This is a genomic window from Krasilnikovia cinnamomea (genome assembly GCF_004217545.1).
Classification (GTDB): Bacteria; Actinomycetota; Actinomycetes; order Mycobacteriales; family Micromonosporaceae; genus Actinoplanes; species Actinoplanes cinnamomeus.
Window position 1 is genome coordinate 461,832 of record NZ_SHKY01000001.1, and the last position, 12,623, is coordinate 474,454.

The window sequence follows — 12,623 nt, forward strand, 5'->3', positions numbered from 1 at the left end:
CGCTAACCAGGGATTTCTCAAACGAACCTTAAACGATTCGGAAAGGGCCGTGAAACCACGCAGCGGCAAGGCTCGGCGACTATCCGCGTCGCGGCGTGCGTACCTTTTTGAAGAGTCCACGCGGCCGCGACGGCCGTGGAACGGTGGCCTGCGCCCGGGGTCCAGACGGTTCCGGTACCGACAGCACGACCGCCAGCCGGGCCCCGCCGAGTGGCCCGCGGCTGATCTCGAGCCGTCCCCCGGCGGCCACCGCCACCCGCTGCACGATGTCGAGGCCCAGCCCCGTGGAGCCGGCCCCACTCGACCCGCGCCGCACGGCGGCGGCCGGGTCGGCGATTCCCGGGCCCGCGTCGTCGACGATCAGCGCGCGGTCGGAGATGCTGACCTCGAAGCCGCAACCCTCGGGCGTGTGCGAGAAGACGTTGCCGAGCAGGGCGTCCACGGCGAGGATCAGGTCGCCACGCGACACCGGCACGGTGACCGGCCGGTCGCCGCCCACGACCGTCCACGGGCGCTGCTGGTCCTCGGCCAGCACCGACCAGAACGCCAGCCGGTCGGCCAGCACCTCGACCAGGTCGGTGGACTCGGCGGCGCGGTCGCCCGCGCCCCGGCGCGCCCCGGTGATGATCGCCTCCAGCTCCTCGTCCAGCAGGTCGCAGGCCTGGCGCATCCGTTCACCGAGCGGCCCCGGCGGCATCGCGTCGGCGTCGAGACGCAGCGCGGTCAACGGGGTACGCAGCCGGTGCGACAGGTCCGCGGCGAGTTCCCGCTCGGCGGCGAGCAACCGGCGCATGTCGCGGGCCATCGTGTTGAACGCCTGCGCGGCGTCACGCAGCTCGGGTGGGCCCTCGGGCACGACCCGGGCGCTCAGGTCGCCCTGGCCCAGTTCGCGCGCCGTACCCGCCAGCCGCCGGGTCGCCCGGACGATGCGGCCGCCGAGCCGGTCCGCGACCAACGTCGATCCGAGGACCAGAACCACCGCCACCGCGCCGAGCGCCAGCCATGCCCGCCACACGCCACGTTCCATGTCGGCGCGGGTCACGTACACCTCGATCACCGCCGTGCGGCCGTCGCGGATCACCGTGGGCGACAGGTACGACACGCCCGTTCCGGCATCGGTGGTGACCGCTCGCCGGTACCGGGCCGCGAGCGCCACGTCATCGGGATCGGCGTGCGCCGCGCCGATCGGCGCCAGCCCGGGCAGGTGTACCGCCAGCCGCCGCTGGCTTCCGGCGGCGGTGCTGGCCACCGCCAGGGTCAGCAGCCTGGGGTCGGCATCGACCGCGAGGGCCGCCACCATCGCGCTGGCCTGCTGCCGGGCGTCGCCGAACGCGCGGTCCTGCGCGAGCTGCCGGGTGACGACCGCCAACGGCACCAGGAAGGCCAACGCCACCATCGACGTGATGGCCAGCGCCAGCCGGTTGAGCGCCCACCTCATCGCGGTCCTTCCCTCAGCCCGGGTCGACCATCATCACGCCGACGCCGCGTACGGTACGCAGCATCCGCGGTTCGGCGGCCGTCTCCCCGAGCTTGCGGCGCAGCCACGACAGGTGTACGTCGATGGTCTGCTCCTCGCCGATGCGCGGCTGCCGCCACACCTCGGTCATCAGCTCCTGCCGGCTCACCACATGACCGACCCGCTCGGCCAGGTACGTCAGGACGTCGTACTCGCGGCGGGTGAGCTTGATCGGTTCGCCGTTCATCGACACGCTCCGCTCACTGCGGGCGATCACGAGTGGACCGACCGTGATCGTGCTGCCCTCGTCGGCGGCGCTGCTACCGTACCGGCGGAGCACGGCGTCGATGCGGGCGAGGATGTGCTCGCCCGAGAACGGCTTCGTGACGTAGTCGTCGGCGCCCGCGTGGAGCAGGTGGATGATGGCGTTCTCCGATTTGCGCGCGGTGGCCACCACGACCGGCACGTCGGACACGGCCCGGATCATGCGCAGTGCGTCGGTACCGTCCATATCGGGCAGGCCCAGATCCAGCAGGATGAGCGTGGGCGGGTGGTCGGCGAGGATGTCGAGCGCCTCGCGCGCCCGGCTCACCGCCTGCACCACGTGCCCGGCGTCGGTCAGCGTCCGACGCAGCGCCGCGGTGATGATGCGGTCGTCCTCGACAAGCAGGATCAACGCCATAGGATCAAACATAGAGGCAGCTGAAAGGCGGTAACCGTGCGACTACTGCGAGGCTGGGCGCCCCTGCTCGGCTGGCTGGCGGCAACCGTCGCCGGCGTCGCGCTGTCCTCGGTGGCGTTGTTGCCGGTGCTGCGTGCCGCCGCTCCGGCCGAGCAGGCGCTGACGTCCGTACACGAGCTGGCCGGTCAGGCGGCGCGACCGCAGCCGTCCGTGACCGTGCCCGACGACGTCCCGCCCACCACGCCCGCCCCGCCCGCTCCCTCATCGGCCTCGCCCACGCCGTCGGCGAGCGCATCGCGGCCGGGCGCCACCCGGTCCCGCAGCGCGACCCCGGCACCGGAGACGGAAGCGGAGGTCCGGGACGGGTGGACGGTCACGACAGACGAGGCCGGGGTCACCTCTTACACCCGGTCCTTCCTGGTCGAGGGCGGCCAGGCGGTGATCCGGATGAGCGACGGGCGAATGCAGCTGGTCACGGCCACCCCGGCCGCGGGCTATTCGGTGGAGAAGGTGCAGCAGACCCCCGACAACCTGGCCGTCTTCTTCATCGAGCAGGGCCACCATTTCGTCATCCACGCCGTCGTGCGTGACGGCCAGCCGTTCGCCGAGGTGAGCGAGATCGGCGGCTGAACCCGGGTGCGCTAGCGGTGTTCCATCACCAGGACCGCCCAGGTGCCCGGCGCCAGCGCCTCGTAGTGGTGCGGCACGTCGCCGGGGAACGACACATAGTCGCCCGGCCCCAGCTCGACGGTCTCGTTCACGGGCCCGGCGCGCAGCCGGCCCGCGGCGACGACGACGTGTTCGACGCTGTGCGGGATGTGCGCCTCGGCCTGCCGCGCCTGCCCCGGTTCCAGTTCCATGACGTACAGGTCGCGGCGGGCATGGGTGGAACCGGCCGCCAGCAGGGTCGCCATGAAGTCCGCGCTCTCGGCCCGCAGGCGCGGCCCCTCTCCGGCGCGCAGGACGCGGACCCGGGGCGCGGGGGGCTCGACCAGCCGGCTGAACGGCACGCCGAGCGCGACGCCGAGCGACCACAGCGTCTCGATGCTCGGGTTGCCGGTCCCGGCCTCGAGCTGGGAGAGGGTGGACTTGGCCAGGCCGGCGCGGCGGGCCAGCTCGGCCAGGGAGATGCCGGCCCGCTCGCGCTCCCGGCGCAGCGCGGCGGCGATGGTCGCCAGCGGAGGGGCGGGCTGGTGCATGTTCGCTCCATCGGTCAGTTCGTTCGGTTTGACGAACGACGGGTCGGTCGTTCATTATTCTGAACCATGCGTACGTCAAGCCGAACGCCCGATCGGGCCCTCCGTCGCGACGCCGCTGCCCTCGCCGCCGCCATGGTCGCCGTCGGGGCGTCGTTCGGTGCCATCACCATCGCGTACGGGCTGCCCGTCTGGGTGCCGGTGCTCATGTCGTTGATCGTGTTCGCGGGTGGCTCCCAGTTCCTCGCCGTCGGCCTGATCGCGGCGGGCAACCCGGTCGCGGCCGTGCTGGCCGGGCTGCTGCTCAACGCCCGCCACCTGCCGTTCGGGCTGGCGGTCGCGCAAGCCGCCGGTCCCCGGCTGCGCCACCGGTTGATCGGCAGCCACCTCATGACCGACGAGGTGGTGGCGTTCACGCTGGCCGAGCAGGATCCCGCACGGCGCCGCCGCACCTACTGGCTGATCGGCGTCACGCTGTTCACCTCGTGGAACGCGGGCACCGCCCTGGGCGTGTGGCTCGGCGGCGCCACCGGCGACCCGACCGTACTGGGGCTCGACGCGGCGTTCCCGGCCGGACTGATCGCGCTCATCCTGCCGTCCCTGCGCGATCGCGACACCCGCCTGGCGGCGCTGGCCGGCGCGGGCGTGGCGGTGCTGCTCACGCCCGTTCTGCCCGCCGGGCTGCCGGTGCTGTGCGCGCTGCTGGGCCTGGCCGCCCTGATCCGCCCGCGCCGCCGCAGGCCGGCGGGTGACCATCCCGCGACCGATCCGGCCGTACGTCAGGAGGCGGCCACATGCTGATCGCCGCCATCCTCGCGCTGGCCATCGGCACCTACACCATGCGGCTGGCCGGAGTTCTGCTGCGCGAGCGCCTCGATCTCCCGGCCGGGTTGCAGCGCCTGTTGCCGATGGCCGCCGCGACCCTGCTCACCGCACTGGCCGCGACGGCCGCGCTGACCGACGGCGGCGGGTTCGCCGGTGTCGCCCGCCCGGCCGGGGTGGCGGTGGGCGCGGTGGTGGCGTGGCGCCGCGCGCCATTCGTCGTGGTCGTGGTCGCGGCGGCCGCCACCGCCGCCCTCCTGCGCCTGGCCGGCATCGACTGACCCGCCGTGCCGAGCGCGGCGGGCTAAGGGGACGCCTGCCGGGGCCGATGGGAGACGGCAGAGGACTGGCCGGGGGTGGATCGATGGGCGGTAGCGCGCTGGATACCGAGGCGGTGTCGGCTGCCCTGCTGGCGATGGAGGAACAGCTCGCCCCGGACGCCGCAGCCGGTCTGGCCGCCGCCGCCGAGCTGGAACGGCGGGCCACCGCGTTGGGTGACGACGGCCTGATCAGGCGCGCCCGGCTCTGCCGGGCCAACATGGCCGTACGCAGCGGCGAGATCACCGGAATCGCCCGGGAGGTCTTCGACATCCAGCAGTGGGCCGCCGAGCACGGCGACCGCATCCTGGAGGCCCGCGCCCACGGCATGTGCGCACTGATCCAGCGGCTGTCCGGCGACGCGGCCAAGCGCCTCGAACACTCGTTGAGCGCGGTCGAACTGCTCGACGAGACCGCCACCGTGTTCACGCAGATCTGGCATCGCACCCGGCTCGCCGACGCGCTGGCCGACACCGGCGCGATGGACGCGGCACGGCAGCGCTACCGGCAGGCCGAGGAGCTGGCCCGCAGAGCGCGGCACTGGGAGCTGCTGAACGTCGTACACAACAACTGGGCGCACTACGAGTACCAGGGCGGCGACGCCGCCCGGGCCCGCGAGGTCATCGGCCGGATGATCGCGGACGCCGACGCGCACGGTCTTGAGCTCGATCCCCCGACCCTGCACACGGTCGGCGAGGTGCAGACCGCCAACGGCGAGTACGCCGCGGCCGAACAGACGATGCTCACCTGCATCACCCGGTACGAGGCCGGGCAGATGGAGGCCGTCGCCGACCTGGTCTACTACCGGCTCACCCTGGCCCGCGCCCGGCGCGGCCTCGGTGACCTGGTCCGCGCGCAGGAGATCCTGGACGCCTGCCGTGAGCTGGGCGCCGAGCTCGGCATGCAGGCGATCCTGGTCGAGGTGCACGAGGAGCAGGCCGACCTGCACGCCGCCCGCGGTGATCACACCGCCGCGTTCGCGGAACTCAAGGCGTTCATCGCCGCCCGGGAGAGTGTGCGCTCACGGGAGCGGGAGGCCCAGGCACAGGCCCGGCAGGCCATGTTCGAAACCACCGAAGCCCGCGAACAAGCCGAACGATTCCGCGAACAGGCCCGCCGCGACCCCCTCACCGGCCTCCACAACCGCCGCTACGCCGACGAGGAACTCCCCACCCTGATCACCCAGGACCCCGAACTCACCCTCGCCATCGCCGACATCGACCACTTCAAACGCATCAACGACCAACTCTCCCACGACACCGGCGACCAGGTCCTCATCCAGGTCGCCCACCTCCTGAACATCGGCCTCACCGCCGCCGTCCCCCACGGATTCGTCGCCCGCCTCGGCGGCGAGGAATTCCTCCTCGCCCTCCCCGCCACCCCCCTCACCACCGCCACCACCATCCTCGACGACATCCGCCAAGCCATCGGCGGACACGACTGGCACGACATCACCGGCGGCCTACCCGTCACCGTCAGCATCGGCGCAGCCACCGCCGACGAAACCTCACCACCCAACCAAACCGCCACCCTCGCCGCCGCCGACCGCAACCTCTACGCCGCCAAACGCGACGGACGCAACCGCGTCATCGCGGGCACCCCACGCGAGCGCCTCCCCCGCGCCTACCGCGACCGCGACGTCGCCTGAACGCTCGGGAGGCCGCGGCCCACCATTGAGGACACGCGGGCCACCCGGCCTGTGCGGTCGAGAACGCGGACCGGCCCGGTGGCCGGAGCTCGCGCCCCGCCCACCGGGCCGGTGAGGGTCGTGCCGTAGCTCAGTTGTTGAGGACGGCGGTCGCCGAGTACTCACCGTTGAGCTGGTTGTAGGCCACCACGTGGTATCGGGCGCCGGCGGTGCCGTTCGGGTCCCAGAACGACTCGGTGTTGGTGCCGGCCACCAGGCCGATGCGGTCCACCAGGTGCACCTCGCCCGGGACGGTCTCGTCGACCGCCACGAAGACCTGCGCGAAGGCCGCGTTGGCCGGCGCCGCCTGGCTGTACGAGCTGGTCGTCCAGCCGTTGCCGTTGTCGACCGAGCCGTAGTTCGAGGTGGCCATCCGGGCGATCATCGTGCCGTCGGCGGTGAACCAGACGATGCCGGCCCGGGCGCGGTGCCCGTTGTTGTTGACCGCCCGGTACGACGAGACCGAGGTGTACATCTGACCGGGCGTCACCGGGATCATCCGGGTGGTGGCGGCGCTGATCTGGCCGGTGGTGGCGGACGTCAGAGCGAGCGAGTAGCCGCCGCGGACACCGGCCCCGTTGTACACGCCGACCGACGTCTTCGACCCCGCCGTGTAGTCGGCCGCGACGCCGCCCTCCAGGCTCGCCTCGTTGACGGTGAGCAGGTTGCCCGGAACGGAGACGCTGCCGAGCGGCATGTCGGCCACCTGGACGCCGTTGCGGAAGACCTTGTACCCGGCGACCGGGGCCACCGCCATCGCGGTCGACTCCTTCCAGGTCAACTCGTTGCTGGTGGCGACCAGGTTGGTCGGCGTCTCGACGGCCTGGGAGGTGACCGTACGCAGCAGGGTCGGGATGTTGCCGACGAGCGTGTTCCGGCCCGACTGGCCGGTCGGGTCAGCCGGGTCGCTCAGGACCGTGCCGCTCGTCGTGGTGGTCGCCTTGCGGGCGCCGAGGTGCACGCCGTACAGGGTGGTCGGGCGGACCTGGTTGTCCTCGATCACGTTGTTGTAGATCTTGTCGCCGACGCCGAGCGCGGTGCCGATGCCGGTGGTGTCGAACGTGCCCGCGCCGGTGCTGTACGACAGCGAGCCGCCGAAGCCGGCGTTGACGATCCGGTTGCCGGTCACCGTGTCCGGCGCGTCCTTGGCCTCGTCACGGCTGCCCATGATGAGGATGCCGGACAGCTTCGGGTTGACGATCAGGTTGTCGCGGAAGACGTTGTTGCCGCCGGGACGCATGAAGTGGTCGTTCGCGTTGCCCGTGCTGTTGCCGGCGCCGATGGTGCCGATGGTGCCGTCCGCGTCGGTGTAGTCCTCGTACGCGGCGGTGATGCCGGCCCAGTGGGAGTTGCGGATCTCGTTGTTCGCCACGAGCGTGTCCCGCGCGTTGCCGACGTCCTTGTTGTCGTACGTGTGGTCGTAGCGCACGTTCGACTGCAGGATGATGTGGCCGCCGACGAGCAGGTTGCCGGTGACCTGGGCGCCCGGCACGTCCTCCAGGAACATGGAGCCGTAGTCGCCGACCTTGCGGGCGCTCATGAGCGACGCGTTGTCGGTGCGCACCACGTTGTTGCGGATCACGGTGTTGAAGGCGTTGGTGAAGTCGAACGAGTTGCCGCGGATGGTGCGGTCCCACTGGTTGTACTCGATCACGACGTTGTCGTTCTCGGCGCCGCCACCACCGCCGATGTTGTCTTCCTCGTGCGACTCGGCGCCGCCCCAGTTGTCCCAGCGGTTGTCGATGACGTGCACGTTGCTGGCGTTGTTGATCCAGAGCTTGAAGTACTCCAGGTTGGTGAAGCGCACCTGGCGGACCGTCCAGTTGTCCGCGACGCTGATGCCGCCACCGGTGTTGTCCTTCGCCGGGTCGCTGGTCATCGCGGGGTTGCGGAAGTCGCAGATCTCGCCGGGCCGGGTGACCGGCTGGCTCGCGTCCGGCTGACCCTTGCCGATCCGGCAGTTGCCGTTGACCGTGAGGTCGGAGACCAGGTTGCTGGCACCCGCCCAGTTCTGGTTGTCCTGGTAGCGGATGATGAACCCGAAGTTGCGCCAGTACGCGGTGTCCAGCGTCAGCGTGGTCCTGGTGATGCCGCTGCCGCGCAGGTTGACGTTCGGCGGCAGCAACAGCGGACGGCTGAGCAGGTAGGTGCCCTCGGGGATCAGCACGGTCGCGGTCTTCGCCGGCGTGATGACGTTGCCGTCGGCGTCCAGCACGGCCGGCGAGGTCTTCGCGGTGGCCCGGGCGATCGCCTTGTAGAGACCGGCGTGGTTCTCCACGCTGCTCACGTTGACGGCCTGGTTCACCTCACAAGAGGCGTCCGCCTGGCACTCCGCCACGGTCATCGGCGCGGGCGCCACGGTGGCCGCCAGGGAGTACGGCGTGTCGGGCAGGCTCTCGGCGGCGAACGCGGTCGAGGCGACAGCGAACGGGGCGGCCACCAGCGGCAGCACGGCTGCCGTGAGCGCGCGGGCGGTACGCCGAGCGCGCTGGGCGCTCTTGGGGTTCTTGCTCATCAAGCGGGCAACTCCGTGATCGGGCGTGATTCTGTCTGCACCGAGCGTGCTGGCCCAACCTCAAGCTGGGCGCAAGCGCGGTTCTGGATTGCCCGGACTCGGAAGATCATCGCGAGGGAGGACGAATCGCGCGATGAGGTGCCGGCTCCACCCGGATGGCGCTCAGCTCCGCCCGACCGGCTCGTCGACCTCGCCGCCCGGCCAGTGCCGCGCCCACCGCTGATCGTCCTCCAGCTGCGCGGCGAGCGAGACGAGCAGCGGCTCGCTGTTGGCCGGGCCCAGCAGCTGCGCACCGACCGGCAACCCGTCCGGGGTGAAACCGGCCGGGACGTTGATCCCCGGCCACCCCAGGACGTTCCACGGCCACGCGTACGGGCAGGCGGCGATGATCGCCCGATCCGTGTTCCAGCTCGACAGCGCCGCGCAGGCGCCGATCGTGGGCGGCGGGGTCGCGGTGGTCGGCGTCAGCACCACGTCGAACCGGGTGAAGATGGCGCCGATCCGCCGGCGCGAGCGTGATTCCGCCGCCCGGGACAGGCGCAGGACCGGTCCGCCGAGGATCCGTCCCTGCCGCACGTTATGCCGCGTGCGCCGGTCCAGCAGCGCCTGGTCCGGCATCCGGCGGGCCCAGTCCCGGACCCCGGCCGTCGCCCGGGGCACGAAGGTCAAACCGATCAGGCCGTAGCGGGGATCCTCCTCGACCACCTCGTGACCCAGCCGGGCGAGCACCTCGGCGACGTCCAGGACGGCACGCCGCACCGCCGGGTCCAGCGGCCTGGGCACACCGCCGTGGAAGGCGCTGCGCAGCGACAGCGCGATGCGCAACCGGCCCGGGTCGCGTTCCACGGCCGGCAGCACCGTCACCGGCGGTGGGCGGTGGCGGTCCCCGGGATGGCTACCGGCCACGACGTCGAGCAGCAGGGCCGCGTCGGCGACCGTACGGGCCAGCGGCCCGTAGCCGGTGAGGCCCTGGAACGCCTCCGGATCGGGCCAGGTCGAGACCCGGCCGCGTTGCGGCTTGATCCCGACCAGGTGGGTCCAGGCGGCCGGGATCCGTACCGAGCCGGCGCCGTCGGAGCCGAGTGCCGCGGGCACGAGTCCGGCGGCGACCGCGGCCGCCGCGCCGCCGGACGACCCCCCGGGGGTGTGCGCGGGCGACCACGGGTTGCGGGTGGCGCCGAAGGCCGCCCCCTCGGTGAACGGCCACTGCCCGAGTTCGCAGGTGTTGGTCTTGCCGACCACGACGGCACCGGCCGCGCGCAACCGGCGTACCGCCTCGGCGTCGGCCGTCTTCAGCGAGAACTCGCCACCGCAGCCGAACGCCGTCGCCTCCCCCGCCACGTCGATGTCGTCCTTGACCGCCACCGGTACGCCCAGCAGCGGCAGTCGTTCACCGGCGGCGAGCCGCTGATCGGCGGCGTCCGCCTCGGCCAGCGCCGCGTCGACCCGTACCCGGCGGAACGCGTTGAGCGTCGGCTGCGTCTCCGCGATACGGGCGAGGGTCCGCTGCACCAGCAGCCGGGAGGTGACGCTGCCGTCGGCCAGGGCGCGGGCCTGGGCGAGGAGACCGGTGGGAGTGGCGTCGGGCATCGGGAACCCCTGTCATCGGCGCGGTCAGCCAAACGACAGAACGATAGGGCTCACAGGCCATCATGCATAGCCCCGCCTCAATGAATCAGGCGGAGCCGGACCGCGCCGGGTCGGCCTGCGCTCCCGCTCCCGGAACGTCTCAGGTGGTCAGACCTTGCGATAGCGGGCCTGCGCGAAACAGTAGATTCCGTACGCCGCGAACCCGAGCGCGATCAGACCCAGCAGCCAGGGCCCCCAGCTCTGCCCGGCCAGCGTCCGCAGGGCGCCGTCCAGCCCGCGCGCCTTGTCCGCGTCGTAGGTCACGGCCGCGGCGATCACGAGGACCCCGACCGCGGCGTACGCGACGCCCTTGGCGGCATACCCTCCCACACCGAGTCGCCGGATCGTCCGGTGCATCGTCGCGCTCATCCGCCCGGTGTCGAGGCGCCGCTCGAACCTCTTGGTCGCACCGTATCCGAGCAGGCCCAGACCCACGCCCACGACGACCACGCCGACGAGCCCGACCAGCCAGCGCCCGCCGGTCGCGCTCAGCAACTGGGACGTGGCCTGCTCCTGGCTGTCGGCCGGTGAACGGCCCGCGCCCCGCACGACCAGCACACCGGTCCAGGCCAGCCAGAGATAGATGACGGCACGGCACCCGTTGACCACCCGTTCCGCGACCGCGGTCCGGCCCCGCTCTCCGCTCTCCCCGATGGCCGCCACCAGGCCCTGCCAGAGCGCCAGCGCGACCATCCCGACGACGACCACGATGACCAGCGCCTTGCCGAGCGGCTGCGCCGCGAGGGTCTGCAGCGCACCCCGCTGGTCACCCTCTCGAGCCGGGTGGCCGAACGCCACCCGCAGCGCCACCCAGGCGAGCAGCAGATGGACGATTCCGTAACAGATGAAGCCGCCGCGAGCCAGGTGTCGCACGGCGGAGCTGTCGGCGGCGCGGCGCGCGGCGCGCGGCGCTTGTGCGGTGGTGGTCATGGCCTCTGATGTCACCGGTCGCGCCGCTCCCGAAACCCTAGGAGTCGGCGCGGGTGTCAGATCCGGGCGGTCAGGTCGAGGACGGTGCCGATCGTGTTCGCGTTGCGTGCCGTCGCGACGACGCCGAGACGGCGCTCGATCACGTGGTTGCCAAGCTTCGCCGCGTGAAAGTCGCTGGCGTACCGCATCCAGGCGTTCCGTTGCACGAAGACGATCTCGTCTCCCGACCAGTCGGCGGCCGTCATGGCGTCGGCTGCGCCTTGGTCGTGCCTGTCGTCCCACATGGAGAGGTGCACGCGGCGCGCGTCCTCGTCCGGCCACGGACAGGCCTCCAGCAGGTCGGCGAGTTGGGCGGCCGGACGCACGACGACCGGGATGTCCAGCCCGGTGAGATCGTCGATCAGCTCGCGGATCAGTCCCGCCAGCCCCGGCGCAGGCGAAGCCACCACGAGATTGCCGGACTGAAGGTGGTGCCGGACCGGCCCACCGGTCGCCTCCGCGAGCCGTTCTGCCAGCGGGCGCTGCGGCACCCGGTTGCGCACGCCGAGGTTGACACCGCGCAGGAACGCCACCGCTGTCTGGGCCACGGCACCACCATAGTGCAGCCCGGGTGCGGCAGTCGTACACTTGTTCGATGCCATTCGGCCAGAAATCCGCGGTGGTCCGGCATCATCGCCGACATGACGGAGACACAGTTCCTTGCAGCCGACCATCGCCAGCACACTGCCTACGACCCGACAGTCATCGTCAACGGCTTGGGGTAGGAAGGGTCTGGCCTTCGTATCGACCAGGAGGGCGCTCTACTGTGATCGATGGAACCACCCACGGCGATGAGCCGGAAGGCGGCGACCGCCTCGTCATCTTCCGTGACATGGTGATCAACGACCGGCTCTGCACGCTCCGGGTCACCGTCGCCGACGGCATGGTGGGCATCACGTTCGACGCGGCCCACACGGACGCCGAGGCGATCGTGACCGGGTCGCTGACCGGCACCATCGTCCTCGACGACCTGGTGCCCGTCACCCGGGCCATCAGTGCGACCCTCGGTGGCGCCGCCGAAGCCCTCGGCCTGACCGACTAGCGGCACCGCGTCGACCTCGACGGGATGCCGGGACGTGCGCGCGGCGCCGGATCAGCCGTCGCCGCGCAGCAGTTTCCGGATGCCGGCGAGCATCCGGAACACCTCCAGGCGGCCGTCGAGAAACCCCCGGCGATAGTCCACGCCGGTCGCCGGATCCGCCGCCCTGGCCGCGTCCCGACGCCCATCGAGGGCGTCGAGGCGGCCGGCGCCGTACGCCAGCAGCGCCTCTTCCATAACCACTCCCCATCACCGGTCCGCGCGACAATGTCGCATCGCGCGCGTACACATGGCAGTGGCTGTCCATCCG

13 protein-coding genes are annotated in these 12,623 nt (G+C 71.9%); 5 read left to right on the forward strand and 8 right to left on the reverse strand.

The window, feature by feature from the left end:
• Nucleotides 1-79: 79 nt before the first annotated feature.
• The gene (locus EV385_RS01935; protein WP_130507881.1) at nucleotides 80-1,438 is read right to left on the reverse strand and encodes a sensor histidine kinase; all 1,359 of its coding nucleotides are present in this window, start codon (nucleotides 1,436-1,438) and stop codon (nucleotides 80-82) included.
• Between the two features lie 13 nt (nucleotides 1,439-1,451).
• Nucleotides 1,452-2,138 (reverse strand): response regulator transcription factor, encoded by a 687-nt coding sequence (locus EV385_RS01940; RefSeq protein ID WP_130507882.1) that lies wholly within the window; start codon nucleotides 2,136-2,138, stop codon nucleotides 1,452-1,454.
• Between the two features lie 36 nt (nucleotides 2,139-2,174).
• On the opposite strand from EV385_RS01940, the gene EV385_RS01945 reads away from it, so the two are divergent.
• Nucleotides 2,175-2,768 carry a hypothetical protein gene (locus EV385_RS01945; protein WP_130507883.1) on the forward strand — a complete coding sequence of 198 codons (594 nt, stop codon included), beginning with the start codon at nucleotides 2,175-2,177 and terminating at the stop codon, nucleotides 2,766-2,768.
• Nucleotides 2,769-2,779: 11 nt separating this feature from the next.
• Here EV385_RS01945 and EV385_RS01950 read toward each other — a convergent pair whose 3' ends face one another.
• Entirely contained in the window at nucleotides 2,780-3,337 is a 558-nt protein-coding gene (locus EV385_RS01950) for a helix-turn-helix domain-containing protein (RefSeq protein WP_130507884.1), read from the reverse strand.
• 66 nt (nucleotides 3,338-3,403) lie between these two features.
• Here EV385_RS01950 and EV385_RS01955 point away from each other — a divergent pair, with 66 nt between their 5' ends.
• The 3 genes from EV385_RS01955 to EV385_RS01965 all read left to right on the forward strand — a co-directional run bounded on the left by EV385_RS01955 (nucleotide 3,404) and on the right by EV385_RS01965 (nucleotide 6,122).
• Nucleotides 3,404-4,135 (forward strand): AzlC family ABC transporter permease, encoded by a 732-nt coding sequence (locus EV385_RS01955; RefSeq protein ID WP_130507885.1) that lies wholly within the window; start codon nucleotides 3,404-3,406, stop codon nucleotides 4,133-4,135.
• Nucleotides 4,129-4,437 carry an AzlD domain-containing protein gene (locus tag EV385_RS01960; protein WP_130507886.1) on the forward strand — a complete coding sequence of 103 codons (309 nt, stop codon included), beginning with the start codon at nucleotides 4,129-4,131 and terminating at the stop codon, nucleotides 4,435-4,437. Before EV385_RS01955 ends, EV385_RS01960 begins: the two co-directional genes overlap by 7 nt.
• Before the next feature lie 83 nt (nucleotides 4,438-4,520).
• The gene (locus tag EV385_RS01965; protein WP_242624649.1) at nucleotides 4,521-6,122 is read left to right on the forward strand and encodes a GGDEF domain-containing protein; all 1,602 of its coding nucleotides are present in this window, start codon (nucleotides 4,521-4,523) and stop codon (nucleotides 6,120-6,122) included.
• A 130-nt stretch (nucleotides 6,123-6,252) separates the two neighbouring features.
• On the opposite strand, the gene EV385_RS01970 is transcribed toward EV385_RS01965, so the two are convergent.
• The 4 genes from EV385_RS01970 to EV385_RS01985 form a co-directional block, all read right to left on the reverse strand.
• Complete coding sequence (locus tag EV385_RS01970) at nucleotides 6,253-8,676, reverse strand: right-handed parallel beta-helix repeat-containing protein (RefSeq protein WP_130507887.1); 2,424 nt, start codon at nucleotides 8,674-8,676, stop codon at nucleotides 6,253-6,255.
• A gap of 162 nt (nucleotides 8,677-8,838) precedes the next feature.
• Entirely contained in the window at nucleotides 8,839-10,266 is a 1,428-nt protein-coding gene (locus EV385_RS01975; RefSeq protein ID WP_130507888.1) for an amidase, read from the reverse strand.
• 147 nt (nucleotides 10,267-10,413) lie between these two features.
• Nucleotides 10,414-11,235, reverse strand: coding sequence for a DUF1206 domain-containing protein (locus tag EV385_RS01980; RefSeq protein WP_130507889.1), 822 nt, complete (start codon nucleotides 11,233-11,235; stop codon nucleotides 10,414-10,416).
• Nucleotides 11,236-11,291: 56 nt separating this feature from the next.
• The gene (locus EV385_RS01985; RefSeq protein ID WP_165449364.1) at nucleotides 11,292-11,807 is read right to left on the reverse strand and encodes a DUF1697 domain-containing protein; all 516 of its coding nucleotides are present in this window, start codon (nucleotides 11,805-11,807) and stop codon (nucleotides 11,292-11,294) included.
• A gap of 233 nt (nucleotides 11,808-12,040) precedes the next feature.
• Between EV385_RS01985 and EV385_RS01990 the strand changes: the two genes are divergently transcribed.
• Nucleotides 12,041-12,316 carry a hypothetical protein gene (locus EV385_RS01990; RefSeq protein ID WP_130507891.1) on the forward strand — a complete coding sequence of 92 codons (276 nt, stop codon included), beginning with the start codon at nucleotides 12,041-12,043 and terminating at the stop codon, nucleotides 12,314-12,316.
• Nucleotides 12,317-12,367: 51 nt separating this feature from the next.
• On the opposite strand, the gene EV385_RS01995 is transcribed toward EV385_RS01990, so the two are convergent.
• Nucleotides 12,368-12,550, reverse strand: coding sequence for a hypothetical protein (locus EV385_RS01995; RefSeq protein ID WP_130507892.1), 183 nt, complete (start codon nucleotides 12,548-12,550; stop codon nucleotides 12,368-12,370).
• Nucleotides 12,551-12,623 lie beyond the last annotated feature (73 nt).

Bases quoted from the DNA above. Each gene is read 5' to 3' on its own strand.
- EV385_RS01940 (WP_130507882.1), bottom strand. From the start codon at position 2,138: ATGGCGTTGATCCTGCTTGTCGAGGACGACCGCATCATCACCGCGGCG.
- EV385_RS01935 (WP_130507881.1), bottom strand. From the start codon at position 1,438: ATGAGGTGGGCGCTCAACCGGCTGGCGCTGGCCATCACGTCGATGGTG.
- EV385_RS01970 (WP_130507887.1), bottom strand. From the start codon at position 8,676: ATGAGCAAGAACCCCAAGAGCGCCCAGCGCGCTCGGCGTACCGCCCGC.
- EV385_RS01955 (WP_130507885.1), top strand. From the start codon at position 3,404: ATGCGTACGTCAAGCCGAACGCCCGATCGGGCCCTCCGTCGCGACGCC.
- EV385_RS01960 (WP_130507886.1), top strand. From the start codon at position 4,129: ATGCTGATCGCCGCCATCCTCGCGCTGGCCATCGGCACCTACACCATG.
- EV385_RS01995 (WP_130507892.1), bottom strand. From the start codon at position 12,550: ATGGAAGAGGCGCTGCTGGCGTACGGCGCCGGCCGCCTCGACGCCCTC.
- EV385_RS01980 (WP_130507889.1), bottom strand. From the start codon at position 11,235: ATGACCACCACCGCACAAGCGCCGCGCGCCGCGCGCCGCGCCGCCGAC.
- EV385_RS01950 (WP_130507884.1), bottom strand. From the start codon at position 3,337: ATGCACCAGCCCGCCCCTCCGCTGGCGACCATCGCCGCCGCGCTGCGC.
- EV385_RS01975 (WP_130507888.1), bottom strand. From the start codon at position 10,266: ATGCCCGACGCCACTCCCACCGGTCTCCTCGCCCAGGCCCGCGCCCTG.
- EV385_RS01965 (WP_242624649.1), top strand. From the start codon at position 4,521: ATGGGCGGTAGCGCGCTGGATACCGAGGCGGTGTCGGCTGCCCTGCTG.